The following is a 24,692-nucleotide window of genomic DNA, read 5'->3' as shown; positions in this document are numbered from 1 at the left end:
TCGCTTCAGCCAGACAGAATTATTTGCACTGTTATAGTTTTGGCATTTTTACATCCGTCCGCACTGGAGCGATATTAATCTACCTGATGGCCAATGATGCCGCCAACGGCTGCGCCGCCCAGCGTACCCAGCGCGCTACCGTCAGTCAGCACGGAGCCGCCAATTGCGCCCGCGCCAGCACCGATCGCGGTATTGCGGTCACGTTTAGACCAGTTTGAACAAGCACTAAGAGAGGTTGCCAGAGTGACTGCCAGCAGCGCTGCGGCCACTTTTTTGTAATTTAACGACATAATACTTTCTCCTGAATAATTGATTCACAGAAAGAAGTTGCTCTTTAAGTATAGTGGCAATCCCGCCGCTTAAAGCTTCTACGTGAAACGGTGTGGCGATACGGATAAAATAAAATCACGCTGGTGACAGTTACTTCCTGTTATATCGCTAAACATAATTTTAATTTCTTTAACGTGATCAGACAGGTAAAAAGTCTTAATTAATGGATGAGAAAACTCTCAGAGGTGGCTGCGCCAGGTTCAGCGCAGCTTAAAAAAATTACAGGGTAGGGTAATGGGGGACAATGTCGACAGTCAGCCCGCTCTGCTTTAACGTTTGATGGGCGCCTGGGTTTAATTTGTCGTCAGTGATAACACGGCTGAATTGCGCAGCGGGACCCAGCGTATAAGGATGAACGGCGCCAAATTTAGAGCTATCAGTGAGAATAATAGCCTCGCTGCCTTTCTCCAGCACGGCGTTAACGACGTCGGCGCGCATCATATCCCGTCCGGTAAAGCCGGTATCCGGTTGCCATCCATCAATACCAATAAACGCTTTACTGAAATGCACCTGCTGGATGTACTGCCTGGTCAGCGGTCCTACCATGCTTTCGCTTTTTTTCTGATAGATGCCGCCCAGTAAAATGACTTCGCAGGAGGTCTCTTTCAACAGGTGGGCAATATAGCTGCTGACCGTAATCAGGGTAATGTTTTTCTGCTCGGCCAGCGTGCGGGCCAGCAGAGCATTGCTACTGCCATTTTCGATGAACACCGTTTCGCCGTCATTGACCAGGCTTGCCGCGAATTCCGCCAGCTGACGTTTAATGGGATAGTTATTCATCATGCGCGTTTCCACGTCATCGCTGTCCAGCGGGACCGCATAGCCATGGGTACGACGAAGGTAGCTTTGTTTTTCAAGAAGGTTAAGATCCTGACGGATTGTCACCTCAGACACGCCAGTCGTTTTGGCGAGTTCGGCCACGCTGACGCGGCCTTGGTCAATTACCATCTGTAAAATAAGTTGTTGTCTGGAATTCATATCTGCCAGTTATAAGCGGTGGCCGAAGCCACCGCATGTCGGTTAGAGCGTATGTTCTGTACGCGCAATAATATCATCCTGAGCGTCAGGGGATAAGGCCGTAAAGAACGCGGAGTAGCCTGCCACACGTACAACCAGGTCACGATACTTATCAGGGTGGGCTTTGGCGTCCAGCAGCGTCTCGCGAGATACGATGTTGTACTGCACATGCCAGCCTTTATGAACCTCAAAGAAGGTGCGCAGCATCATCATCAATTTTTCCCGGTCACGCAGATTATCCAGTGTGGACGGGTTAAGTTTTTGATTCAACAGTACGCCGCCAAGAATTTTATCGGTTGGCAGTTTTCCAACCGAGCTAATCACTGCCGTGGGTCCCAGGCGATCGGTGCCGGAAGAGGGGCTTGCGCCTTCTGCCAGCGGCGTTTTCGCTTTGCGCCCGTCTGGCGTTGCCATTGTCGCCGCGCCAAACGGCACGTTGGCGGAAATAGATGACGTGCCGGCATAGTAGGTGCCCCCGGTCGGTCCGCGGCCATAACGGGTGTTATGGTATTGTTTCAGCTCATCGATATAGGTCTGATAAGCGCGGGAAAGCAGCAGATCGACATCGTCCTCGTCATTGCCATATTTCGGGGCGCTGTTAATCAGCCGCTGGCGCAACTGCTCGCCGGTAAGCCCGTCGAAATCGTTCGCCAGCGCTTCGGCAAGCTGCTGCTGGCCAATAACGCCCTGGTCGAATACCAGTTTACGAACTGCCGCCAGTCCATTGCCGAGGTTGGCGATGCCTACCTGCAGGCCGGATACCCAGTCATATTTTGCGCCGCCCTGTTTAATGCTCTTGCCACGCTCAATGCAGTCGTCCACCAGCGCTGAGCAGAGGATATCGTGGGCGTTTTCTTCCAGCACGGTGTCGACAACGCATTCGATCTCAATAGACTTCTTCGTGTAGTAACGGATTTGATTATCCCAGGCCGTCATCACCTCATCAAAAGCGCGGAAGTTGCCAGCGGAAAGCGCCTGCGTCTGCGGCAGGAAGACTTTGCCGCTGGTGGCGTCACGGCCGCCCTCAAGCGCGGCGAGCATAACGCGCGCAAAGTTAATAAAGCTCATGCCGGTACAGCGATAGCCCCATTTGCCGCCAACGGCCGTTTCGATACAGCCAATCGCGGCATAGTCGTAAGCATCTTCGCGGCTCACGCCAAGTTTGATGAATTCGCTGATAACGATTTCATCGTTATTGAACGCGGGCATGCCGAAACCGCAGCGAATCACCTGCACGCAAGCGTCCAGGAAATCATTGCTCATGCCGGCATGGTAGCGCACGCTAAGGTTTGGTTGAGTGGAACGCAGTCGGCCGCACGATTCCAGCACGGCATAAGAGAGCGGGTTAACCGCGTCCACGGCTTCGCCATTAACCAGCTTCTGGCCGCCAATCGTGACGTTCTGGTAAAGCGGGCTGCCCGCGGAGGCTTTGGAGTGAGAACCAGAGCGGATTTTGTTTACTTCCAGCAGTTTCAGCCAGCAGCTTTGCAGTAGTTCGATAGCCTGTTCGCGCGTTAGCGTCTGCTCCAGCTCTACATCGCGGCGATACCACGGGTACAGATACTGATCGAGGCGGCCGAAGGAAACGGAGTGGCCGTTAGATTCAATTTGCAGAACAAGCTGGACAAAATAGCTGAGCTGTAAAGCCTGCCAGAAGGTGACCGGCGGTTGATGAGCGATATGTTCGCAGTTCTTCGCCATAGCCAATAACTCGTCGCGGCGCGCCTGACGCGTTTCGGTTTGCGCCATTTCACGGGCAAGTGCCGTATAACGCAGAATATGTTCGCTAAGCGCCGCGAAGGTAATATCAATGGCTTTCAGGAACTGCTCTTTATGCAAATCGTCCCAGTCAGTCAGCGCCAGGCGGCTGCGGCGTTCCGCTACTTTTTCGCGCAGGCCGTCGAGCCCTTTTTCAAGCAGCAGCGGGTAGTTGACCGCAAGGTGCGCGTCGCCTGAGGTCATGTTGCCTTCAGCTTTGATAATGCCGGTCGCCAGCAACGCTTTTTGCTCATCGGTGAACATGCCGTAGCAGCGATCCTGCACCGTCTGGCCGCGCCACCACGGGCACACTTCGTGCATTACCGCTTTATCTTCCTGGCTTACGGAAAAGCCTGCGCCCGGACGGTCGCCAAGTTCATCGATTTCGTTCTCTATCCAGTTTACGGTGTATTCAGGAAAGAAAGGGGCGGCGCGCACCTGACTTGCCTGATTGCCCACGATCAGCTCGTCGTGTTTGATCCAGATAGTGCGCTCCGCCAGGTGGTGGGCCAGCGCCAGCGCGCGACGCACCGGCAAGGGTTTATCCTGGTGCTGCTGATAAACCGCGGTGTAGTGACGGGCGCGCTCGGTGCAAACCGGCGGCTTGACGATGTGGATCAACGCCTCTTTATGGGCCTTGATGCGGTTGCTTAAAAAATTGAGGTTGAGTTCGGTCATGGTAGTTATCCTCGAAGCCAGGCCGTCATCCCTTTTTGTCGGGCGTACTGCTCGGCAAAAGCCAGCAGGTCCGGTGCGTCAAGCGGGGTTTGCGCGGCCAGATAGGGTTGATTGAGCAGTCTGTATTTGTTGATGCCCAGGGTGTGGTAGGGAAGAAAATGAATCTCACGCACGCCGATTTCATCGGCGGCGAAGTTAGTGATTGCCCGGATAGAGGCTTCATCAGCATTAAAACCGGGAATGAGCGGTACGCGGACCGTCATCTTCACATTTGCCGCCGCTAAGCGGCGAAAATTATCCATAACGCGCTGCGCGTTGCCGTCGGTCCAGGCATGAAAGCGCTCGCCGTCGACATGTTTCAGGTCAGCCAGCAGAAGGTCGAGCGAGGGCAGGCAGGGCTCGATGTATTTCCATGGCACATGCAGGCACGACTCGACTGCCGTATGAATGCCCGCTTCGCGGCTGCGCTTGAGCAAGTCGCGCGCCAGCGCCGGTTGCATAAAAGGCTCACCGCCAGACAGCGTGATGCCACCGCCGCTGCGTTCATAGAACGGTTTGTCGCGCAACACTCTTTCCATAATGGCTTCTACGGTTTGTTCTTCGCCGCAAACCGTTAACGCTTGCGTAGGACAGCAGTCAACCAGCCGCTGCATGTCTTCGTTACGCAGCTTACCGCGCGCGATAACCAGCCTATCGTTCTGCCTGGTAATGGCATGCGGGCAGGTTGACTGACAAAGTTCACAGCCAGCAAGGCAAAGCCGTTCATCAAAAAGCAGATCACTTTCACGGCTGCGGCTTTCCGGATTCTGACACCAGCGGCAGCCCAGAGAGCAGCCTTTAAGGAAGACCACGGTACGAATGCCTGGGCCGTCGTGAGTGGAATATCGTTGCAGATTGAAAAGCATAAATGCCTCGCCGTAAGTTTCTTTCGTAAATTAAATTACTTTCGAATGAAAGTTTAATTGACGCAGATCAGGTAAACATACGGTGGCGGAATTATGATGACAGCTATGTGATCGACTACGTTTCAGGAGAAATCATGGAGCTTTATCTGGATACGGCTGATGTTGCCGCCGTCAAACGCCTGGCGCGCATACTGCCGCTTCAGGGCGTAACTACCAACCCTTCTATCGTGGCGAAAGGCGGCATACCGCTGTGGGATGTGCTGCCCGCGTTGCAGGAAGCGCTGGGGGGAGAAGGCAAACTTTTCGCTCAGGTGATTGCGCCCCAGGCTGAAGAGATGGTGAAAGAGGCGCAACAACTGTCTGCAAGAGTGCCCGGTCTGGTGGTTAAAGTGCCTACCACCGCTGAAGGGCTGGCGGCGATGAAGCAACTAAAAATACTGGGCATCCCAACGCTCGGCACCGCAGTCTATGGCGCAGCGCAGGGGCTGCTGGCGGCGCTGGCCGGGGCGGAATATGTCGCGCCTTACGTTAATCGTCTTGACGCTCAGGGAGGAGACGGGATAGCGATGGTGCAGGATCTCCAGCAATTGCTGACTTTGCACGCGCCGCACTCAAAAGTACTGGCGGCAAGCTTTCGCACGCCGCATCAAGCGCTCTCGTGCCTGCTCGCTGGCTGCGAAGCCATTACGCTGCCGCTGGATGTCGCTGAACAATTGCTCGGCACGCCAGCCGTCAACGCCGCTATCGCCACGTTTGATAAAGACTGGCAGAGCGCTTTCGGCTCCCTTTCGCTGTAACCGAACTGCTCCTCTCGGGAGGAGCGGTTAAATTTCCCAGGGCGATTTTTCCCCTCCCTCGGCGTTGTTATCTGCGTTTTCGCTCTGCGCCAGCAATTCCGCTTTTAAAATTTCCAGATTATTTATTGCCGAGCTGTAATCGCCCGCGACCAGAATATCCAGAACGGTATCGATGCGCTGCGCCAGAAGGCGGGGATCAAGGGAATTCATAGCACTTTCCTTTTCAATTTTGCTGTAATCGTATGATGCTAAAAAGCATCGGAAAAGAGAAGATTTCATCAGGGTTTCTGGTGAGATAGTACTAACTCCTTTTTATTAAATCATAAAGGAGCCTTATAAAACCGCTTCGCTGAATACAGAGAATAGAGGCTGTGCAGTAGTCTGATTATGCGTCTAACGCATTCACTCACATGAGGAAAGACTATGACAGTATTAAACCAACCAACTTGCAAACTCTTTACCGATACTGCTCGTTTCACCCAGTTGTCTGGTTATTATGAAGAGGAACGCCGCACCGTCTGGATGATGCTGCGCTCGCAACCGCGCCCCTGCTTTAACCATGCGCTGATAGAAGAGATCATGAATCTTGCTTATCTGGTGCAACAAGCCGGATTCCGGGTGGACTTCTGGGTGACCGGCTCGCTGGTCCCCGGCATGTACAACACGGGCGGCGATTTAGGTTTCTTCGTCGATTGCATCCAGAATGGTCGCCGCGAGGCGCTGCGGGCTTATGCCCGCGCCTGTGTGGACTGCGTGCATGCTGCATCGCGCGGTTTCGATACGGGGGCCATTTCGCTGGCGATGGTGGAGGGCAGCGCCCTGGGCGGCGGGTTTGAAGCCGCGCTGGCGCACCATTTTGTTCTGGCTCAGCGGGATGCGCGGCTTGGATTTCCGGAAATCGCCTTTAACCTGTTTCCCGGTATGGGGGGGTATTCGCTGGTGGCGCGTCGCGCAGGCATGAAGCTTGCCGAAGCGCTGATCTATAAAGGCGAATCACATACGGCGGAGTGGTATGAGCAGCATGGGCTGGTCGATGAGTTGTTTGAACCAGGCCAGGGCTACGTCGCCACGCGTACCTTCATCGATACGCTGCAGCCGCGTTTAAATGGCGTCAGAGCCATGCTGCGCGCGCGTCAGCGGGTGCTGCAATTGCCGCGTTCCGAGTTGATGGATATTACCGAGGATTGGGTAGACGCGGCATTTTGCCTGGAGCCTAAAGATATCGCTTATATGGAGCGTCTGGTGCAACTGCAAAACCGTCACACCGCGTCGGTGTTGCGTAAAGTTGGCTAACCTCATAACCCGTTCCGGGTTGCTGTAGAGTGTTAACTGGCAAAGACGTCGTTGTTTGCGACGTCTTTTATGGCGGTAATCACCCCATTTTTCGCGTCTGATAGCGCTTATACCATCGTTCAAAAGCGCTCGCAGGCATGGGCTTGGCAAAGTAAAAGCCCTGACGTTCCGTAACGCCGTTTTTGGTCAGAAAAGCATCTTCTTTAATACTTTCCACCCCTTCGGCAATAACCTGTAAATTCAGCGCCTGCGCCACGGCCACGATGGCCCGAACCAGCGATTGTGAAACGGATTGCTTGTGAATATCGCGCACAAAGCTTTGGTCAAGCTTGATGGCGTCTATAGGAAAGCGCGCCAGCTGAGAAAGAGAAGAGTAACCGGTGCCAAAGTCATCCAGGTGAATTTGCGCGCCCAACTGGCTGAACTGTTCAATCACCGACAGCGCCAGTTCTTCATTTTCAATTAAACAGCTCTCTGTTAATTCGACGTCTATCGGGCAATATTCAAAGCCAAGATCGTGCAGGGCCTGTTTCAGGTCGCTGAATATGGTTTGATCCGCCAGCTGGCGAGCAGATACGTTCACGGCTACCCGTAAATTGATTCCCTTATCGCGCCATTTCGCCACCTGGCGTACCACATCCAGCATCACCCAGCGTCCGAGCGGCACAATCAGCCCGGACTCCTCGGCGTATGAGATGAAATCGAGCGGCGGGATAAGCCCGCGCTCCGGTGACTGCCAGCGCACCAGCGCTTCAAGGCTGCGCACTTCGCCGCGCCAGGTCACTTTGGGCTGGTAGTGAATCACCAGTTGATCGTTATCCAGCGCTTTACGCAGGTTGGTATCAAGCCATAAATATTCAAACACACGCTGGTTCATCTCCGGAGAGAAGACGCAGAATTTGCCGCGTCCGCCTTCTTTTGCGGTATACATCGCGGTGTCGGCGTTACGAATAACGCTTTCCCGGTCAGTGCCGTGTTGCGGCGCCAGCGAAATCCCGAGCGAGCAGCCAGAATAAATCTCAATCAGACCAATGCGGAACGGGTTTTTCAGGCGGGTAAGAATGCGTGACGCCATGGCTTCCAGCGCGCCTTGCGACGTATTGGTCGCAAGCACGATAAATTCGTCGCCGCCAAGGCGCGCCAGCAGTTGCCCATCTTCAAGACAGCTCAGAATGGCCAGCGACACCGCCTGCAAAAGCTGGTCGCCAAACATATGGCCATAGGCGTCGTTCACTTTCTTAAAGTTATCCAGATCGAGATACACCACACCCACCTGGGTTTCGCCCCGCTGGGCGATGGCTTCGGTTATCATGTCATGAATGGCGTTACGATTTGGCAGCCCGGTGATAGTGTCGGTGTTAGCCAATACGCGTAAGCGTTCCTGCGCGCGACGCTCTTCGGTAATATCTGTGCCGGAGCAAATCAGGAATATTTCATTTTTACCGCTGCCGCTGTGCACAAATTTATTTCGGAATAAAAAAAGCCGCTGACCTTTGCGCGTTTTAATCCAGCGCTCTACCTCATAAGAGTTACCATTACGGAAAAAGCCGGAAATATTACGTCTGGAAGCTGCCGCTTCAGTTGGGCTCATAAAGAGTTTAAATACGTTCTGGCCAATAACTTCCTGCTCTTTCATCCCGGTATATTCTTCAGATAGCCGGTTGAAGCGCTGAATATTGCCAAGACGATCGAGAATAACAATGACGGAATTGGCCTCAGAAACAACCTGCTCAGCAAAGGAGAGGCCCTGCACCAGATCGCGGGCGACGGAGGAGGTGTCATGCCAGCTCGAAGCGGTACCCGCCCATTCGCGTTTCGACACTTTGCGTCCCACCAGATGCAGCGGCACTTCGCAGCCAAAAAGGGAAACCGACATCGTGACGCTGGAGGTTATCACTGTCATCGCCCGGATTTGCTCCGCCTGTTCTGGCGTAAGGGTTACAACCTGGCTGATATCGGCGTTTTCGCTTGCGGCCAATTGCAAAGCGTTGCTGTCGGCGGGTAAACGCCAGAACGGGCTGGTTGTCCCTAAATAACGATAAAGCAGGTTTTGCTCCTGTTCGTCTTTCATTCTTTCTCCCGACCCAACCAATAAGCGCACATGTTATTTCCCACAGGCAGGCTCTGGACAGCGAGCGCCTTCAGGAGACGCAAAACAACCTTGTTTTCATAAAAAGATAGTCAAAAAAACGTAATATCCGCAGCGGTTTATTTTACCACTCAGGGTCAATATTCCTTAACCAGACGTGAAGAATACCTCTTATTGTGGGCGTTTTTTGCTTTTTTTGCGTGGTCAGAAAGAGAAAAAGTGCTAATGCTCACGAAGCGGAACTAAGAAGAAGGGCTGAAGAAAGTTTCCCCGGCGAAGCCGGGGAAAAAGGGGGTAATTAAACGGCAGGACGAGCGATAACGCTGCGGGTTTCCATACGCACTTCGGCAATGGTTACGTCGATAACATCCGTCACTTTATAAACGGTTTCGCCTTTGATTTGCACGGTGCCATTTTCCTGGCTGCAAACCAGCTCGTCGCGCACGGCATGCAGGAACGGCGCCGGAATAAACGCTACGGCGCCATTATCAACAAGACGCACGCGCATGCCGCCGCGGCTGACATCGATAATCTCAGCAGCGTAACGGGTATCTGTACCCGCTTTATCATTAAGGAAGCGGGCATAGAGCCAGTCGCCGACGTCACGCTCCGCCATGCGGTTTAAGCGGCGGCGTTCAGCCATCTGTACCGTCACTTCATCCTGCGGGCGCTGCGCCGTTTCACTCTTGATGATGGCTTTTAACAGGCGATGGTTCAGCATGTCGCCATATTTGCGGATAGGCGACGTCCAGGTGGCGTAAGCTTCCAGCCCCAGCCCAAAGTGCGGGCCCGGTTCGGTGCTGATTTCAGCGAACGACTGGAAGCGGCGAATGCGGCTATCGAGGAAACCGGAAGGCTGCGCGTCCAGTTCGCGACGCAGCTTGCAGAAGCCATCCAGCGTGAGCACTTCCTGCGCGTCCACATGCATGCCGTGGCTCTTCAGCAATGCCGCCAGCTGCTCGGTGTTCGCCGGATCAAAGCCTGAATGCACGTTGTAAACGCCAAAGCCCAGCGTGTCGCGCAGTACGCGAGCGGCGCAGACGTTAGCGGCGATCATCGCCTCTTCTACCATGCGGTTGGCGATGCGGCGAGGTTCGGCCACGATATCCAGCACTTCGCCTTTTTCACCAAGAATAAAGCGATAGTCGGGACGATCTTTAAAGACCAGCGCATGGTTATGACGCCACTCGCCGCGGCGCGCGCAGACAGTCTGCAACAGACGGATCTGCTGAGCGATGGCGTCGCTTTCCGGCTGCCAGTCGCCGCTGTTTTCCAGCCAGTTGGAGACATTGTCATACACCAGCTTGGCTTTCGACTCGATAGTGGCGGCGAAGAAGTGGATATCGTCGCCGATAGCGCCATCCGCATCGATGGTCATGCGGCAGGCGAGCACCGGGCGACGCTCATTCGCGCGCAGCGAACAGAGGTCGTCAGAAAGCTCGCGCGGCAGCATCGGGATATTGAAGCCCGGCAGATAGTTGGTAAAGGCGCGAATGCGCGCGGCATTATCAAGCTTGCTGCCTTCGGCAATCCAGGCGGTCGGATCGGCGATAGCCACGGTTAACTGAATGCTGCCGTCCGCCGCTTCTTCTGCAAACAAGGCATCATCCATATCTTCGGTGCTGGCGCTGTCGATAGTGACAAAGTCAAGCGCCGTCAGGTCTTCACGCACCAGGCCTTCGTCGAGCATTTCCGTCGCCACGCCATCCGGCGCTTCGCGCTCAAGGTTATGACGAGCGAGCGTCACCCACCATGGAGCGAAATGATCGTCGCTGAAGGTGATGAAATGCGTCAGCTCAGCGTAGAAGCTGCGGTCCCCTTTCAGCGGATGACGGCGCATCTGGGCGACAGCCCAGTCGCCCTGCTGGAAGTCGTGCTCCACGCCGCGGGCGGCGCGGCAGGGGATAGCGTCTTTCAGTAGCGGATGATCCGGAATGATAGAAAGACGGTCGTCTTTTTTCTGTACCCGGCCAACAAAACGGGTGAGAAAGGGTTCGACAAGCTCTTCCGGCTCAGCGGATTCCTTTTCTTTTTCCGTGTGAATCACGGCGATGATACGGTCGCCATGCATCACTTTCTTCATCTGCGGCGGCGGAATGAAGTAGCTTTTCTGCGCGTCGACTTCGAGGAAGCCGAAGCCTTTATCCGTGGCTTTTACCACCCCTTCGGCGCGAGGCGTTTGGGAGTGAAGTTGCTGTTTAAGCTGCGCAAGCAGCGGGTTATCCTGAAACATAGTATGAATTTTCGTGGCCAAAAGAGCGGCTGACAGTTTTACGCGATTGCGCCCTTCGCGGCAAGCGCTCTTTGGCCTGAACGATGAATGTCTCAGCCCTCAACGGTTGCTGCCAAGCCCCATCCTGAGGCGGTTGATCCAGCCGCACAGTCCGCCCCAGGCGAGCAGGCGCAGCGCGGCTTCGGCGCTGTAACCTTGATCGAGCAGGGGGGTTAACTGCGCGGCGCTAAAGCGATCGGGCGCACGGGTAAGCTGCTGCACCGCCTGGATAATGGCGCGCTCGCGCGGATGATTGTGGCTCCATGCCAGCAACGCGCGTTCGCCGTTGCGTATCGCTTCCGGCAGATTGGGTTCGCCGCGCCAGCGTTGAAGCGTGTCGTTAAAACAGGCGGCGCTGCCGTTGATGCGCGCGGTCAACAACGTTACCAGCGAGCGATCTTCATCATCAAGGCCGTCGCTCAGGCGTTCGCAAAGCTGGCGCAATAAATTCAGAACTTCCGCATCATAAACCAGGGTGTGCGAAAGCTCGCGTAAAGCCAGATGCGGCTGACAGGCGGCCAGCGCTTTCAGCTGGCTTTCGCTGGCATGGCTGATAGCGACAGGCGGCAAATCGGTGCGCCAGTGAGAATCTGACAGACCGAAATGCTCAGGCGCCGCATCCTGCAGCATATCCAGCCCCGGCACCCAGCGCACCGGTTGTCCCTGCAGGGCCTGGAAAATAGCGACCACTCGCGCCTGAAAACCGATAAAGCCGATTATCTGGGTAAACGTAACCCGGTCAAACCCGGAGAGACCCACCTCATCAAGTTGCGCGCGCGCCGCGTCATCAATCACCGTAGGCGAAATGGCGAGCTGGCGGGCGAACTGGGTGATTTGGGTCAGGCGGCGGTTGCTTTCGCGCGAGGAGTCAGGGCCCGGCTGCGGAGCAAGCAGGGCGGCGTAATGGTTACAGAGCCGCTGTACGCCCCATACCTGCGCGACAGTCAACGCGGTGCTCAGACGGTCATAACTGCTCAGGGTATGCAGCCTTGTCACCGCCACGCTTTCAGGGAAGAGCAACGGAATCAGTTTTCTCGCTTCGTTAATCCATTCCAGCTGCGCAAGGGCAGGGGAGTGGGCAAGCGATAAATCAAGCAGCAGACGGTCGTCCACCCAGGCGGCTTCAGGCACCAGCGGGAGCACGTCAGCCGGACAGCGGCTGGACTGGGTTTCATGATACCAGTGGCTTTTGCCGGAAAAACGGCGTGGTTCCATGGTCGTTCCTTGGTCAAAATTGGCGACCCGGAGCACCCTGAAATGCAGCACGCCGGGACAGATCACGCTGACTTATCCTGGCGTAACCGCTGGCGGCGATAAAAGAATGTTCGGTGATAATAAATATCAGAAAGGCATAAATGAAAAGGGCAGGTTAAAAACCTGCCCTTTGCGCGAGTCAGTAGCGGATTATTTCAGTTCCAGCTCGTTCATCGCGGCGATGCTAAAGCCGCCGTCAACGTGAACCACTTCGCCAGTGATGCCGCCGGAAAGGTCGGAGCAGAGGAACGCAGCGCTGTTGCCTACGTCTTCAATGGTGACGGTGCGGCGAATCGGCGTAACCGCTTCGCAATGCGCCAGCATTTTACGGAAGTCTTTGATACCGGAAGCCGCCAGGGTGCGGATCGGGCCGGCGGAGATAGCGTTAACGCGTACGCCTTCCGGACCCATTGCATTCGCCATGTAGCGTACGTTCGCTTCCAGAGACGCTTTCGCCAGACCCATCACGTTATAGTTCGGGATAGCGCGCTCTGCGCCCAGGTAGGAGAGGGTCAGCAGGGCGGAGCCCGGGTTCAGCATCTCGCGGCAGGCTTTCGCCATCGCAACAAAGCTGTAAGCGCTGATGTCGTGGGCGATTTTGAAGCCTTCACGGGTTACGGCGTTAACGTAGTCGCCATCCAGCTGATCCGCCGGAGCGAAGCCGATGGAGTGTACGAAACCGTCAAATTTCGGCCAGACTTTGGCAAGCTCGGTGAACAGCGCGGTGATGCTTTCATCTTCCGCAACGTCACACGGCAGCACAATGCTGGAGTCCAGTTGAGCGGCAAACTCTTCCACGCGGCCTTTCAGCTTATCGTTCTGGTAGGTGAACGCCAGTTCAGCCCCTTCGCGACGCATAGCCTGTGCGATACCGTACGCGATGGACAGTTTGCTGGCAACGCCAGTCACCAGAATGCGCTTACCGGTAAGAAAACCCATAGCTTTAATCCTTATAGTCATTGCTTTTTTGGCTTAACAATCAGCAGGTTAACTCAGTTAAGCCAAAAGTATTCGAAATGAAGGCAAAATTATATCCCACTGAAGCCCTCCTGTGTCACGCTCTTTTTCCGGCGATTTTCGTGACTTAGGCTGAAAACGCGTCATCTTCAGCGCATTTTGTAACCTGTTCGCGCTAAACCAGAGCGGAGCGGACATCCCGGGACCGATAGGACGTTCTGTACAGCGGGGGCAAATAAGGGGCCCCTTGAAAGCTCTCTGCACCCGATAAGTATACCTCAGCCGCGACCGCAGACTGATCCAACCTCAGGGTGATAAAAAAAGCCCCTCGCCGCCGGGCGAAGGGCTTTCAGGGCCAGCGGATAATGCCTTATTTATCCAGGGCGTAAGCGATAACGTAATCGCCACGGTCCGGCGACTGGCGCGCGCCGCCTGCTGAAATCAGGATGTACTGCTTACCGTCTTTCGGTGAAACATAGCTCATCGGGCCGCCCTGGCTGCCGACCGGCAGACGCGCTTTCCACACTTCTTTGCCCGTAGCGCTGTCGAATGCACGCAGGTAGTAATCCTGCGTACCGGCGATAAACACCAGGCCGCCCTGCGTGGCGAGCGTGCCGCCAAGGGTCGGCATGCCTACCGGCATCTGGGCGCGCATTTTGATGCCGAACGGGCCGGTATCCTGCACGGTGCCGACCGGAACCTGCCACACCACTTTTTGGGTTTTCAGGTCAATGGCGGAGAGGGTGCCGAACGGCGGCTCCTGGCAAGGAATGCCAAGCGGTGACATAAAGCGGTTCTTGTTTACGGCATACGGCGTGCCTTTGAGCGGCACCGCGCCCATACCGGTATTGATAGCTTCGCCGCCGTTGCTGCCGCGCGAAATAGCGCTGGTGTCAGCGGGGATCATCTGCACCCACAGGCCCAGACGCATATCGTTAACGAAAATATAATGGCTATTCGGGTCAGTCGAGAGGCTGCCCCAGTTCATGCCGCCGAGTGAACCCGGGAAGCTCAGGGACTTGTCGGTACCCGGAACGGTGAAGAGGCCGTCATAACGCATCTCTTTAAACGCGATGCGGCAGGCGAGCTGGTCAAACGGCGTGGCGCCCCACATATCGGATTCTTTCAGCGTTTGCGCGCCTATCTGCGGCATGCCGACCGAGTGAGGCTGCGTTTTGGTGTACTGCTCGTTCGGGATAGTGCCTTGCTTCATCGGCAGCTCTTTGACCTCCGTCAGCGGCTTGCCGGTCAGGCGATCCAGCACGAAAATCTGGCCCGCTTTGGTGCCGAACACAACCGCAGGCTTGCTGCCGCCCTCTTTTTGCGGGAAATCCAGCAGGGTAGGCTGCATCGGGATGTCGAAGTCCCACAGGTCGTTATGAACGGTCTGGTATACCCACTTCTCTTTGCCGGTGGTGGCGTCAAGCGCGAGGATAGACGCGCCATATTTATGATCAAGCGGGGTGCGGTTGCCGCCCCACAGGTCCACAGACGAACTGCCCATCGGGATAAAGACAGTATTCATGGCCGGGTCGTAAGACATCGGCGCCCAGGAGTTCGGCGTACTGCGAGCGTATTTCTGGCCCGGCATCAGCACCGCGTTGGGGTTATCGTTGCCCGGGTCGAACGCCCAGCGCATTTCACCGGTGATGACGTCGAAACCACGCAACACGCCGCCCGGCATGTCAGTCTGGACGTTATCCGCCACGCGGCCGCCGACAACCACCGTCGTGCCGGCAAGCGTAGGGGCTGAAGTAAGCTGGTATTTAGGATCCTGCGCGTCGCCAAGGCCCGCTTTCAAATCCACCACGCCGTGGTTGCCGAAGCCTTCACAGAACTCGCCGTTATCCGCGTTAATCGCAATCAGGCGCGCATCAATGGTGTTCATCAGAATGCGGCGCTGGCAGCTGGCGTCAGCGGCCATGCTCACGGTTTTAACCGGTGTGGAGCCCGGCACGGTCGGCTGGCTCAGTGGTTTGGTCGCGTCGAAATAAGCAAGCCCGCGGCAGCGGTTCCACACTTCCGCTTGCGCATTGATTTCGCGCTTCCAGAGTTGCTTGCCGCTGTTTGCTTCAACGGCGATAACGTTATTGTGCGGCGTGCAAAGGTACAGCGTGTTGCCGATTTGCAGCGGCGTTTGCTGATCTTCCGCGCCGTTGCCGGTCGGGCTATCCGGAATATCGCCGGTATGCATAGTCCAGGCGACTTTCAGATCTTTAACGTTATCACGCGTGATTTGATCAAGGGCGACAAAACGGCTGCCGCCGGGCGTGTTGCCATAATTGGCCCAGTCAGTCTGCGCGTTGTCTTTCGCAACCGGCACCAGCGGCAGCGGTTCGCCTTTAAAAGCGACGGGAGGATGCGGCAGGAACATCTGCCAGAAAGCAGCCAGCATGCCGAGCAGAATCAGCCCGCTGAAGGACCACGCCGCGCCGCGATGGGCCGGTTTGCCTTCACGCTTGCGAAGCGCAGGCCAGGTGGCGGCGATAAGCAGCATCAAACCTGCCGGCACCATCAGGCGCGACACCAGCGGCCAGAAATCCCAGCCTGCATCGAACAGCGCCCAGATAAGCGTGCCGAAAAAGACCAGCGCGAACAGCGGACCGGCGGAAGACTTACGGCGAAAAAGCTGAATAGCCGCCAGCAGGGTGACTACGCCTGCTACCAGGAAGTAGGCGCTGCCGCCAAGCGACAGCAATTTCCCGCCGCCTATGACAAAGAAAAGGCCGATGGCAAGCAGCACCAGCCCCAGCAAAGCAGACCAGATACCCAGCGCGCGCGACGGCCGGGTGTAATTTTCAGACATAACGTTTCTCCAGATAACGCGCCAGCGGTTGGCCGGGGCGAAGTACAGCGTTGGGATGTGATGGCGAGCAGACGGGCGTCTTCTGACCAGATGAAATAATTATACCACCTGGTTCATTGATGTGAATGGTGTTCGCGAGATTTGTTACGAATGAAAGTTTAAATGTTAAATTTGAAGGGTGGTGTGAACCGATTGGGTAAGGCGAGGGTGTTGACAAAAGATAAAAAAACCCGGCGCGGGGCCGGGCTAAGCGACAGGGAGTTAGCGATCCTTACGCCAGGCGTCGGCGGTCAGCGCCTCGCCGAAATGGCTGGCGATAAGCCGTTTCGTCAGTTCATGCAGCGGCGACGCCAGCACATCCGCCGTCGCGCCGCGCTCCACAACGTCGCCCTGATGCATCACCATCACCTGGTCGCTGATGTGTTTCATCATGCCGATATGCTGCGTCACGTAAATATAAGCGATGCCCTGTTTCTCCTGCAGCTCGAGCATCAGGTTAATCAATTGCGAGCGCATCGACATATCGAGCGAGGCGAGCGCCTCGTCCGCGACAATCACTTTCGGGCGCAGGATCAGCGCGCGCGCCAGCCCCAGGCGTTGTTTCTGGCCGGGCGCAAGCATGTGCGGATAGTAGCTTGCGTGATCTTCCAGCAGCCCGACCATGCGCAGCGTTTCGATGATGCGTTTTTTTCGCGCCTGCGGCTCCAGGTCGGTGTTCAGGCGCAGCGGGAAATCAAGAATCTGCGAAATTCGCTGGCGTGGGTTAAGCGAGGTGGAGGGGTCCTGGAAAATCATCCTGATGCGCTGGCTGCGGAAAGCGTAATCGCCAAAATGCAGCGGATGATCGTCAATCATCATCTCGCCCGTCGTGGGCGCTATCATTCCGGCGAGCATTTTCGCAAGCGTCGATTTGCCCGAGCCGTTTTCGCCGATAATCGCCAGCGTCTGCCTTTCGCGCAGGGTAAAACTCAGCGGCTTTACCGCCTCTATGGTCTGACGATGGAACCAACCGGTACGGTAGCGGAAAGTTTTACTGAGATTACGGATCTGTAAAAGGGTCTCGACCATTTCACTCTTTCTCCATGTTCAGGGGGAAATGGCAGGCGAAATAGTGACCGCGCGGGCCATCGAGCCGCGGCGTTTCGATGCATTTGCGCTGAGCGTACGGGCAGCGAGGACCCAGACGGCAGCCAATCGGTAAATGCTCAAGCAAGGGAATCGCGCCAGGCAGCGTATTGAGGCGGCTTTTATGCGGCATCGGGCTGCCGAAGTCGGGGATAGCCCGGATAAGCGCCTGCGTATAAGGGTGATGCGGCATGGAAATTAAGTCTTCGCTCGGCGCGGTTTCCACCGTCTGCCCGCAGTAAAGCACATTGATGCGGTCCGCCCACTGGCTCAGCATCTGCAGATCATGACTGATAAGCAAAATCGTGGTGTTGTTGTTCTGATTAAGCCGGGTGAGCAAACGGAAAATTTGCGCCTGCGTTGTCGGCTCCATGGCGTTGGTCGGCTCATCGGCAATCAGCAGACGCGGCTGGTTCGCCAGCGCGATGGCTATCATCACCTTCTGGCATTCGCCCTCGGTCAACTCGTAAGGAAAGCTGCGCATAGCGTCTTTGTGATCTTTTATCCCGACGCGGTGCAAAAGCTCAATGGCGCGACGCTTGCGCCAGCCGAAACGTTGCCACCAGCGCCCTTTATAAGTCCAGGCGGGAATGTTTTGCATCAGTTGGCGGCCTACGCGTTCTGAGGGATCAAGACACGACTGCGGCTCCTGAAAAATCATTGATACATTATGGCCCACCAGACGGCGGCGCTCGCGCGGTGACAGGCGCAGCAAGTCAATATCGGCAAAACGCATGCGGTCGGCCGTCACGCGCCAGGAGTCTTTCGTGACGCCGCAGATGGCTTTAGCGATAAGACTCTTCCCTGACCCCGATTCGCCCACCAGCCCGCGGATTTCGCCTTCGACAAGGCTCAGGCTGACGCGGTCCACCGCTTTAACCCAGCCTTCGGCCGTTTTGAGTTCAATCGTCAGGTTACGGATATCAAGTAACGGCATTATTCCACCCCCGCATTGATGGCGCGGCGGATGCCTTCGCCCAGCAGGTTAATCATCAGGACGCTTATCATAATCGCCGCTCCCGGCAGCATGACGGTCCAGGGCGCGACGTAAATCAATTCCAGCGCATCGCCAAGCATCGCGCCCCATTCAGGCGAAGGCAGTTGGGCGCCCAGGTCGAGGAAGCCGAGCGCGGCGATATCAAGGATGGCCATTGAGAACGCGCGGGTGATTTCGGCAACCAGCACCGAGGCGGTATTCGGCAGCACGGCAAACCAGAGGATATTAAAGGTGGTGGCGCCATCGAGACGCGCCGCCACAACATACTCTTTCTCCAGTTCGTCATGCACCATGCCGTAGACCGAGCGAACGATTCGCGGCAGCAAGGCGAGCCAGACGGCGAACATCGCATGCGTCAGGTGCGGCCCGGCGAAAGCGACCACGATTATCGCCAGCAGCAGGGAAGGGATGGAAAGCAGCGTATCCAGAATATGGTTCATCACCGCCGAGCGCAGGCCGTGGGTCGCCCCGGCAAGCACGCCCAGCGCCAGCCCGCATAAGGTGGCGGCGAGCGTCACGACAAACGCGCCGCCCACGGTGGGCGCCGCGCCGCAGAGCAGACGGCTCAGCACGTCGCGCCCCAGGTCGTCAGTGCCAAGGAAAAACGAAACCTCGCCATAGCGCGACCACGACGGCGGCAGCAGTTGATAGCCTAAAAATTGTTGATCAATCCCATAGGGAGCGAAAAGCGAACCAAACAGGCAGAGCAGCACCAGCCCGGCGCAGCCGTAAAGGCCGACCATTGCCGGCGTGTCGCCGTAAAACTTGCGCCACACGGTGCGCAGCGCGCCGGGGGGGCGCTTTTCGCTATAAACATTATCGTAAGGCATACCAGTCCTTATGTTTCAGCGGATTAGCGAGCGCGCCGAGAAGATCGGAGAGCATATTAATCAAAATGACCAGTGAGCCTATTACCATCACGCCCGCTGAAATAGCGGCATAGTCTTGCTGACGAATGGCGTTAACCAGCCACCGCCCAAGGCCGGGCCAGCTGAAGACCATTTCGGTAATCATCGCCAGCGTCAGCATGGTGGAAAATTGCAGACCAAGGCGAGGGATCACCGGCGGCAGCGCGTTATGCAGCACGTGGCGGCGTAAAATGGTGAAACGAGAAAGCCCGCGCGTGGCGGCCGCTTTAATATAGTTTTGCTCAAATACCTCCATGGTGCTGATGCGCATCAGGCGCACCACCTCGGTGGTCGGCGCTACCGCAAGCGTAATCACGGGCAGCACCATATGGCGCAGCGCGCTGACCATCATTTCGTGCCGCCACGGCGAGTCGGAAAGCCAGGCGTCGATAAGCGCAAAACCAGTGACGTTTTTCACTTCATAAAGGAGATCAAACCGTCCTGAAACCGGCAGCCAGCCAAGCGTTAACGAGAAAAAGAGCGTAAAGAGCAGCGCCAGCCAGAAAACCGGAATTGAAAAACCCAGCAAGGCCAGCGCGCTAATAAATTTATCCTGCCATTTGCCGCGCATGACGCCCGCCGCCATCCCCACCGGGATCCCCACCAGCAGCGCCAGGCCGAACGCCAGCAGGCAAAGCTCCATTGTCGCCGGGAAAACTTCACGCAGCTGCGTGGTGATAAGCTGGCCGTTGATGCTCGAGACGCCAAAATCCCAGTGCACGACGCTTTGCAGCCAGAAGAGCCAGGCGTTCCAGAACGAGGCTCCCTGCAACGGGGCGTGCGGCGTGAAATAGCTCAGGCAAAATCCCACCTGGGTAAGAAAAAACAGGGTCACCAGAAGCAGCACAAGACGCCGAATGGTGTAAATAATCATGGTTTTTTTACCTCCGCGTTATCGCGGGATACGCCAGCGAAAGAGGCATTGCCAAAGGGGCTCAGCACCAGGCCTTTCATATCGTAACGGTAAGCCTGCAAACGAAGAGACGAGGCCAGCGGCAGTACCGGCAACTGGTCGGCCAGCATATGCTGCGCGGCGGTATAGGCCTCTATCCTGGAAGCCAACTGCTGCGAAGCCAGCGCTTTTTGCAGTAAGTTGTCAAACGGGCGGTTGCACCAGTGGGCATAGTTAGTTTGCGAATGAATCGCCGCGCAGCTAAGCAGCGGGCGGAAAATACTGTCCGGGTCGTTGCTGTCGGTGGTCCAGCCGGCGAGCGTTAAGTCATGCGTCATATCCATCAGCCGCGCCTCCTGGAAGCGGCCTTCCACCGGCACGATTTTCACCTCAACGCCAACCTGCGCCATATCCGCCTGGATCAGTTCTGCGGTTTTGAGCGGGCTTGGGTTCCAGGCCTGAGAGCTGGTCGGCACCCACAGCTGCAGCGTCAGGTCATGAATGCCCAGTTCGCGCAGCTTTTCCCGCGCGCGACGCGGATTGTACTCGGTCACTTTTGACTCATTGTCATAAGCCCAGGAGGCGCGCGGCAGGATAGAGGAAGCCGTTTCCGCGGTACCGTAGTAAATAGACTGCATCAAACGTTGGTTGTTGATGGCGAGCGCCAGCGCATGCCGTACTTCCGGGTTGTCCAGCGGCGGTTTGCTGGTGTTGAACGCCAGATAAGCGATATTCATGCCGGGACGCAGGTTCAGGCGCAGGCGCGGGTCGTCACGCAGAATAGTGAGCTGGCTGGCGGCGGGCCAGGCAAGCACGTCGCATTCGCCAGTGAGCAGTTTGGAAAGACGCCCGGTGCCGCCGGAGCCTAAATCCACCACCACCTGCGGCATCAGCGGCTGGCCGCGCCAGTAGCCGTCATGACGAACCAGCCGGATATACTGCCCGGCTCTGTATTCGCTCAGTTTAAAGGGGCCGGTGCCGACCGGCTCGCGGTCGAACTGCTCTTGCTTGTCGTTCGCGGTGAGTTTATCAGCGTATTCCGCAGACATGACCGAAGCGTAATGGGTCGCAAGATGCCAGAGGAAAGAAGCATCTGGCTTCGCCAGGCGAAACTCCACCGTGCGGTTATCCAGTTTACGCACGCTTTGCACGCTTTCGGCAAACTGCAGGCTGTCGAAATAGGGATAACTCGCACCGTTAACCGCATGCCAGGGATGATTGCGGTTAAAGATGCGCTGGAAGCTGAAAACCACATCATCCGCATTCAGCGGGCGGGTGGGGGTAAACCAGGCCGTAGACTGAAAGTGAACATTGTTACGCAGGCGGAACCGGTATGTCGCGCCGTTATCCAGCACCTCCCAACTTTCCGCCAGCTCAGGCACCAGGCGATAAGTATAAGGATCGACATCCAGTAAACGGTCATAAAGCTGAGCGGCGAGCGTATCGACAATAAGTCCGCTGCCCGCTTTCTGGGGAGTAAACGTATTGACCTGGCCGTTAACACAATAAACAAACCCGCTTTGACGAATATCGGCGGGCTGTTCAGCAGACGCAGCCAGCGTCTGGCCGCTCAGCATGCCAAGCGTCAAAAGCAAGGGGGGTAAAATTGCACGCATATATTTTTAGGTTATGAAGGCTCTAGCCAAAGTGTATCGCACCTGACATAGCTTCGTAAAAAAAGTCTGACTGCGTAAGCGCGCCGCTCAGGCCGTCTGGTGTTTTTTCATCAGCGCCCGCAGTTGATGGTAGGTCAGGCCGAGCAAGTCGGCGGCCCGCTTCTGGTTATATTTCGCCTGAGCAAGACTCGCTTCCAGCAGCGTCTTCTCCTGGTCGTGCTGCCACTGGCGCAGATCCAGCGGCAGCGCGGGCGCGCCAGGAGAGAGGGTGGGTTCCGGGTCCGGCGCCCGGGTGCGATTGAACGGGTCGAGAACAATATTATCCACCGGCTCTTCGCTGCTGCCGTGGCGGTATACCGACCGCTCCACCACATTTTTCAGCTCGCGAATATTGCCAGGCCAGGCATAGCCCAGCAGCGTATCTTGCGCATCGGGGCTAAAACCGGGGAAGAGCGGCAACCCAAGCTCGCGACACATCTGAATGGCGAATTGCTCCGCCAGCAGCATGATATCGCTGCGCCGCTCGCGCAGGGGAGGGAGGTGGACGACGTCGAAGGCGAGCCTGTCGAGCAGGTCGGCGCGGAATTTATCTTGCGCCACCAGGGCGGGCAGGTCTGCATTGGTGGCGCAAACCAGGCGCACATTCACCTGCAGCGGCTGGCTGCCGCCCACGCGCTCCAGTTCGCCATATTCAATCACGCGCAACAGCTTTTCCTGCACCAGCATCGGCGCGGTGGCCAGCTCGTCAAGAAACAGCGTGCCGCCGTCGGCGCGCTCAAAACGCCCCGGGTGGCGTTTCTGCGCGCCCGTAAAGGCGCCCGCCTCGTGACCGAACAGCTCTGAATCAAGCAGGTTTTCATTCAGCGCGGCGCAATTAAGCGAAATAAGCGGCCCCTGCCAGCGGCGGGAGAGGTAGTGTAGACGGTTAGCGATAAGCTCCTTGCCGGTGCCGCGCTCGCCGATGATCAACACCGGTTTATCAAGCGGCGCCAGCTGTGAAACCTGCTCCAGCACCTCAAGAAAACTATTCGCCTCGCCAATCAAATTATCTTTGTATTCTGCCATGATGAATTTCACCATTTGTTGGTGGATATCACCACTGTAGCCTGGTTTGCCGATGCGGTAAAATAATCCATATCAAGAGAAATCAAAGAGTTGTCAAGCTGGCACGCTAATTGAATTAAGCAAACCAGCAGGGCGACCGACGCCTCAATGCCTGAAAAATGAAAGAGGATTATGTTATGGGTATTTTTTCTCGTTTTGCCGACATCGTGAACGCCAACATCAACTCGCTGCTGGAGAAAGCGGAAGATCCGCAAAAACTGGTGCGCCTGATGATTCAGGAAATGGAAGATACGCTGGTTGAGGTGCGCTCTACGTCCGCCCGCGCGCTGGCGGAAAAGAAACAGCTGGCTCGTCGCATTGAGCAAGCTACCGCGCAGCAGAACGAATGGCAGGAAAAGGCCGAGCTGGCGCTGCGTAAGGATAAAGACGATCTGGCGCGCGCCGCCCTTATCGAAAAACAGAAGCTGACTGACCTTATCGCCGTGCTGGAAGAGGAAGTCACTCTGGTGGACGAAACCCTGGAGCGCATGAAGAAAGAGATTGGCGAGCTTGAGAATAAACTGAGCGAAACCCGCGCGCGCCAGCAGGCGTTAACGCTGCGCCATCAGGCAGCCTCATCTTCCCGCGACGTCCGCCGTCAGCTGGATACCGGCAAAATTGATGAAGCCATGGCGCGTTTTGAATCTTTCGAGCGCCGTATCGACCAGATGGAGGCGGAAGCGGAAAGCCACCGCTTTGGTAAACAGAAATCGCTCGACCAACAGTTCTCTGACCTGAAAGCGGATGATGAAATCAGCGCGCAGCTGGCGACGCTTAAAGCCAGAGTCCAGCGCGACGAGCAGTAAAATAACAAAAAGGGCTGCGGCAGTGAGCTGCCGCAGCGACTCACCTGTAAGGAGTACACATGAGCGCACTTTTTCTCGCCATCCCGCTGACTATTTTCGTCTTGTTCGTGGCCCCTGTCTGGCTGTGGCTGCACTACAGCAACCGCTCTACAGGGAATCTGAACGCTAACGAACGCCAGCGGCTGGTACAGTTAACGGAAGAGTCCCGCCGGATGCGCGAGCGTATCCAGGCGCTGGAACAGATCCTGGACGCCGAAAACCCCAACTGGAGAAACAGCTAATGACGAGTGCATTTAACGGCCGCAAGCTCTGGCGCATTCCGCAGCAGGGCATGCTTAAGGGAGTCTGCGCCGGGCTTGCCCACTACCTTAATGTGCCGGTTAAGCTGGTGCGGTTGATTGTTGTGCTGTCGCTCTTTTTCGGGCTCGCGTTTTTTACGGTAGTGGCTTACATCATCATGACTTTCGCGCTGGATCCCATGCCAGCCGACGCGATTGATAACGAAGCGCAGGCTACCAGCAGCGAACTGCTTGACGCCGTGGACGCCGAGCTAGCCGCAGGGGAGAAGCGGCTGCGGGAGATGGAGCGCTACGTCACCTCCGACGCCTTTACCCTGCGCGGCAGATTCCGTCAGCTATAGTATTAACAGAAGGGCTATACGAGGAGGGCCGATGAACGAGACATCCCGATGGCAAAGACTTTCGCGCTCGGCGAAGCCGGGTCTGAAGCTCGCCACTAAACTTGTAGCGCTTACGGCGCTGCGCTACGGCCCGGCAGGCATTGCCGGCTGGGCGGTAAAATCGGTTGCCCGCCGTCCCGCTAAGATGCTGCTTGCTTTTGCTCTGGAGCCGCTGCTGCGGCGCGCGGCAAATAAAATTTCTTCGCGCTACGTTGATAAACCCCGCCGCAAATAGCGGCGGTTTTTTTTCGTCAATTATTTCCTGCCTGCAATACGCCAGTAATTTGGCGTATTTCACATTTATCACCTTTTTCTTTTTTTATTTAGGTCTTATTCCGAAAATGCGGCGGAAGGCGTGTTGACAGCTAATAAGGCCGGGAGTAGGCTCACTTTCCGTGGGACCGCTACC

22 protein-coding genes are annotated in these 24,692 nt (G+C 56.4%); 6 read left to right on the top strand and 16 right to left on the bottom strand.

Annotated elements, in window-relative coordinates:
• Positions 1 to 74 precede the first annotated feature (74 nt).
• The 4 genes from osmB to ACU4F7_RS12300 all read right to left on the bottom strand — a co-directional run bounded on the left by osmB (position 75) and on the right by ACU4F7_RS12300 (position 4,688).
• Positions 75 to 290, bottom strand: a complete 216-nt coding sequence (gene osmB / locus ACU4F7_RS12315; RefSeq protein ID WP_007681389.1) for an osmotically-inducible lipoprotein OsmB — start codon at positions 288 to 290, stop codon at positions 75 to 77.
• A gap of 259 nt (positions 291 to 549) precedes the next feature.
• Positions 550 to 1,308, bottom strand: coding sequence for a DNA-binding transcriptional regulator YciT (yciT, locus tag ACU4F7_RS12310; RefSeq protein ID WP_029591546.1), 759 nt, complete (start codon positions 1,306 to 1,308; stop codon positions 550 to 552).
• Positions 1,309 to 1,350: 42 nt separating this feature from the next.
• The gene (locus ACU4F7_RS12305; protein ID WP_481637028.1) at positions 1,351 to 3,783 is read right to left on the bottom strand and encodes a formate C-acetyltransferase/glycerol dehydratase family glycyl radical enzyme; all 2,433 of its coding nucleotides are present in this window, start codon (positions 3,781 to 3,783) and stop codon (positions 1,351 to 1,353) included.
• A 5-nt stretch (positions 3,784 to 3,788) separates the two neighbouring features.
• Positions 3,789 to 4,688, bottom strand: coding sequence for a glycyl-radical enzyme activating protein (locus ACU4F7_RS12300; protein WP_481637027.1), 900 nt, complete (start codon positions 4,686 to 4,688; stop codon positions 3,789 to 3,791).
• Between the two features lie 134 nt (positions 4,689 to 4,822).
• On the opposite strand from ACU4F7_RS12300, the gene fsa reads away from it, so the two are divergent.
• Positions 4,823 to 5,485: a fructose-6-phosphate aldolase gene (fsa, locus tag ACU4F7_RS12295; protein ID WP_029591549.1), complete on the top strand. Its 663-nt coding sequence runs from the start codon at positions 4,823 to 4,825 to the stop codon at positions 5,483 to 5,485.
• A 27-nt stretch (positions 5,486 to 5,512) separates the two neighbouring features.
• On the opposite strand, the gene yciZ is transcribed toward fsa, so the two are convergent.
• Entirely contained in the window at positions 5,513 to 5,695 is a 183-nt protein-coding gene (gene yciZ / locus ACU4F7_RS12290) for a protein YciZ/DeoL (RefSeq protein WP_029591550.1), read from the bottom strand.
• A 213-nt stretch (positions 5,696 to 5,908) separates the two neighbouring features.
• Between yciZ and ACU4F7_RS12285 the strand changes: the two genes are divergently transcribed.
• Positions 5,909 to 6,778: a crotonase/enoyl-CoA hydratase family protein gene (locus ACU4F7_RS12285; protein WP_024556131.1), complete on the top strand. Its 870-nt coding sequence runs from the start codon at positions 5,909 to 5,911 to the stop codon at positions 6,776 to 6,778.
• Between the two features lie 79 nt (positions 6,779 to 6,857).
• Here the strand turns inward: ACU4F7_RS12285 and pdeR are convergent, their stop codons facing one another.
• The 11 genes from pdeR to pspF form a co-directional block, all read right to left on the bottom strand.
• A complete protein-coding gene (gene pdeR, locus ACU4F7_RS12280; protein WP_481637026.1) occupies positions 6,858 to 8,849 on the bottom strand; it encodes a cyclic di-GMP phosphodiesterase in 1,992 nt (663 codons plus the stop codon).
• A gap of 316 nt (positions 8,850 to 9,165) precedes the next feature.
• On the bottom strand, positions 9,166 to 11,100 hold the full coding sequence (locus tag ACU4F7_RS12275; protein ID WP_481637025.1) for an exoribonuclease II: 1,935 nt from the start codon (positions 11,098 to 11,100) through the stop codon (positions 9,166 to 9,168).
• Positions 11,101 to 11,199: 99 nt separating this feature from the next.
• Positions 11,200 to 12,354, bottom strand: a complete 1,155-nt coding sequence (locus tag ACU4F7_RS12270) for a CMD domain-containing protein (RefSeq protein ID WP_481637024.1) — start codon at positions 12,352 to 12,354, stop codon at positions 11,200 to 11,202.
• Between the two features lie 189 nt (positions 12,355 to 12,543).
• Entirely contained in the window at positions 12,544 to 13,332 is a 789-nt protein-coding gene (fabI, locus tag ACU4F7_RS12265; protein ID WP_024556135.1) for an enoyl-ACP reductase FabI, read from the bottom strand.
• 388 nt (positions 13,333 to 13,720) lie between these two features.
• A complete protein-coding gene (locus tag ACU4F7_RS12260; RefSeq protein ID WP_481637023.1) occupies positions 13,721 to 16,156 on the bottom strand; it encodes a glucose/quinate/shikimate family membrane-bound PQQ-dependent dehydrogenase in 2,436 nt (811 codons plus the stop codon).
• A 261-nt stretch (positions 16,157 to 16,417) separates the two neighbouring features.
• Positions 16,418 to 17,224 carry a putrescine export ABC transporter ATP-binding protein SapF gene (sapF, locus tag ACU4F7_RS12255; protein ID WP_029591555.1) on the bottom strand — a complete coding sequence of 269 codons (807 nt, stop codon included), beginning with the start codon at positions 17,222 to 17,224 and terminating at the stop codon, positions 16,418 to 16,420.
• Between the two features lies 1 nt (position 17,225).
• Positions 17,226 to 18,218 (bottom strand): putrescine export ABC transporter ATP-binding protein SapD, encoded by a 993-nt coding sequence (gene sapD / locus ACU4F7_RS12250; RefSeq protein WP_481637022.1) that lies wholly within the window; start codon positions 18,216 to 18,218, stop codon positions 17,226 to 17,228.
• On the bottom strand, positions 18,218 to 19,108 hold the full coding sequence (gene sapC, locus ACU4F7_RS12245) for a putrescine export ABC transporter permease SapC (protein ID WP_029591556.1): 891 nt from the start codon (positions 19,106 to 19,108) through the stop codon (positions 18,218 to 18,220). Before sapC ends, sapD begins: the two co-directional genes overlap by 1 nt.
• Positions 19,095 to 20,060, bottom strand: a complete 966-nt coding sequence (gene sapB / locus ACU4F7_RS12240) for a putrescine export ABC transporter permease SapB (protein WP_024556140.1) — start codon at positions 20,058 to 20,060, stop codon at positions 19,095 to 19,097. Before sapB ends, sapC begins: the two co-directional genes overlap by 14 nt.
• A complete protein-coding gene (sapA, locus tag ACU4F7_RS12235; protein ID WP_029591557.1) occupies positions 20,057 to 21,694 on the bottom strand; it encodes an ABC transporter substrate-binding protein SapA in 1,638 nt (545 codons plus the stop codon). The genes sapB and sapA overlap by 4 nt, the downstream gene beginning before the upstream one ends.
• A gap of 87 nt (positions 21,695 to 21,781) precedes the next feature.
• Positions 21,782 to 22,759 carry a phage shock protein operon transcriptional activator gene (pspF, locus tag ACU4F7_RS12230; RefSeq protein WP_481637021.1) on the bottom strand — a complete coding sequence of 326 codons (978 nt, stop codon included), beginning with the start codon at positions 22,757 to 22,759 and terminating at the stop codon, positions 21,782 to 21,784.
• Between the two features lie 176 nt (positions 22,760 to 22,935).
• Here pspF and pspA point away from each other — a divergent pair, with 176 nt between their 5' ends.
• Genes pspA through pspD form a run of 4 tightly spaced genes read left to right on the top strand, consistent with a single transcriptional unit; the run spans position 22,936 to position 24,518 of the window.
• On the top strand, positions 22,936 to 23,604 hold the full coding sequence (pspA, locus tag ACU4F7_RS12225; RefSeq protein ID WP_481637020.1) for a phage shock protein PspA: 669 nt from the start codon (positions 22,936 to 22,938) through the stop codon (positions 23,602 to 23,604).
• Between the two features lie 59 nt (positions 23,605 to 23,663).
• Positions 23,664 to 23,885, top strand: coding sequence for an envelope stress response membrane protein PspB (pspB, locus tag ACU4F7_RS12220; RefSeq protein WP_024556144.1), 222 nt, complete (start codon positions 23,664 to 23,666; stop codon positions 23,883 to 23,885).
• Positions 23,885 to 24,244, top strand: a complete 360-nt coding sequence (pspC, locus tag ACU4F7_RS12215) for an envelope stress response membrane protein PspC (protein ID WP_029591559.1) — start codon at positions 23,885 to 23,887, stop codon at positions 24,242 to 24,244. The genes pspB and pspC overlap by 1 nt, the downstream gene beginning before the upstream one ends.
• Before the next feature lie 31 nt (positions 24,245 to 24,275).
• A complete protein-coding gene (pspD, locus tag ACU4F7_RS12210) occupies positions 24,276 to 24,518 on the top strand; it encodes a phage shock protein PspD (RefSeq protein ID WP_024556146.1) in 243 nt (80 codons plus the stop codon).
• The last annotated feature ends 174 nt before the right edge of the window (positions 24,519 to 24,692 follow it).

Source organism: Franconibacter pulveris (assembly GCF_056780215.1).
Note: the sequence above shows the minus strand (reverse complement) of the source record. Positions and strands in the feature narration are given on the sequence as shown.

Coding starts and splice junctions, on each gene's coding strand:
- sapD (WP_481637022.1), bottom strand. CDS start 18,218: ATGCCGTTACTTGATATCCGTAACCTGACGATTGAACTCAAAACGGCC.
- sapF (WP_029591555.1), bottom strand. CDS start 17,224: ATGGTCGAGACCCTTTTACAGATCCGTAATCTCAGTAAAACTTTCCGC.
- sapA (WP_029591557.1), bottom strand. CDS start 21,694: ATGCGTGCAATTTTACCCCCCTTGCTTTTGACGCTTGGCATGCTGAGC.
- ACU4F7_RS12300 (WP_481637027.1), bottom strand. CDS start 4,688: ATGCTTTTCAATCTGCAACGATATTCCACTCACGACGGCCCAGGCATT.
- ACU4F7_RS12305 (WP_481637028.1), bottom strand. CDS start 3,783: ATGACCGAACTCAACCTCAATTTTTTAAGCAACCGCATCAAGGCCCAT.
- ACU4F7_RS12260 (WP_481637023.1), bottom strand. CDS start 16,156: ATGTCTGAAAATTACACCCGGCCGTCGCGCGCGCTGGGTATCTGGTCT.
- pspF (WP_481637021.1), bottom strand. CDS start 22,759: ATGGCAGAATACAAAGATAATTTGATTGGCGAGGCGAATAGTTTTCTT.
- ACU4F7_RS12275 (WP_481637025.1), bottom strand. CDS start 11,100: ATGTTTCAGGATAACCCGCTGCTTGCGCAGCTTAAACAGCAACTTCAC.
- fabI (WP_024556135.1), bottom strand. CDS start 13,332: ATGGGTTTTCTTACCGGTAAGCGCATTCTGGTGACTGGCGTTGCCAGC.
- pspA (WP_481637020.1), top strand. CDS start 22,936: ATGGGTATTTTTTCTCGTTTTGCCGACATCGTGAACGCCAACATCAAC.
- ACU4F7_RS12270 (WP_481637024.1), bottom strand. CDS start 12,354: ATGGAACCACGCCGTTTTTCCGGCAAAAGCCACTGGTATCATGAAACC.
- pdeR (WP_481637026.1), bottom strand. CDS start 8,849: ATGAAAGACGAACAGGAGCAAAACCTGCTTTATCGTTATTTAGGGACA.
- fsa (WP_029591549.1), top strand. CDS start 4,823: ATGGAGCTTTATCTGGATACGGCTGATGTTGCCGCCGTCAAACGCCTG.
- sapB (WP_024556140.1), bottom strand. CDS start 20,060: ATGATTATTTACACCATTCGGCGTCTTGTGCTGCTTCTGGTGACCCTG.
- pspC (WP_029591559.1), top strand. CDS start 23,885: ATGACGAGTGCATTTAACGGCCGCAAGCTCTGGCGCATTCCGCAGCAG.
- osmB (WP_007681389.1), bottom strand. CDS start 290: ATGTCGTTAAATTACAAAAAAGTGGCCGCAGCGCTGCTGGCAGTCACT.
- sapC (WP_029591556.1), bottom strand. CDS start 19,108: ATGCCTTACGATAATGTTTATAGCGAAAAGCGCCCCCCCGGCGCGCTG.
- pspB (WP_024556144.1), top strand. CDS start 23,664: ATGAGCGCACTTTTTCTCGCCATCCCGCTGACTATTTTCGTCTTGTTC.
- ACU4F7_RS12285 (WP_024556131.1), top strand. CDS start 5,909: ATGACAGTATTAAACCAACCAACTTGCAAACTCTTTACCGATACTGCT.
- yciT (WP_029591546.1), bottom strand. CDS start 1,308: ATGAATTCCAGACAACAACTTATTTTACAGATGGTAATTGACCAAGGC.
- yciZ (WP_029591550.1), bottom strand. CDS start 5,695: ATGAATTCCCTTGATCCCCGCCTTCTGGCGCAGCGCATCGATACCGTT.
- pspD (WP_024556146.1), top strand. CDS start 24,276: ATGAACGAGACATCCCGATGGCAAAGACTTTCGCGCTCGGCGAAGCCG.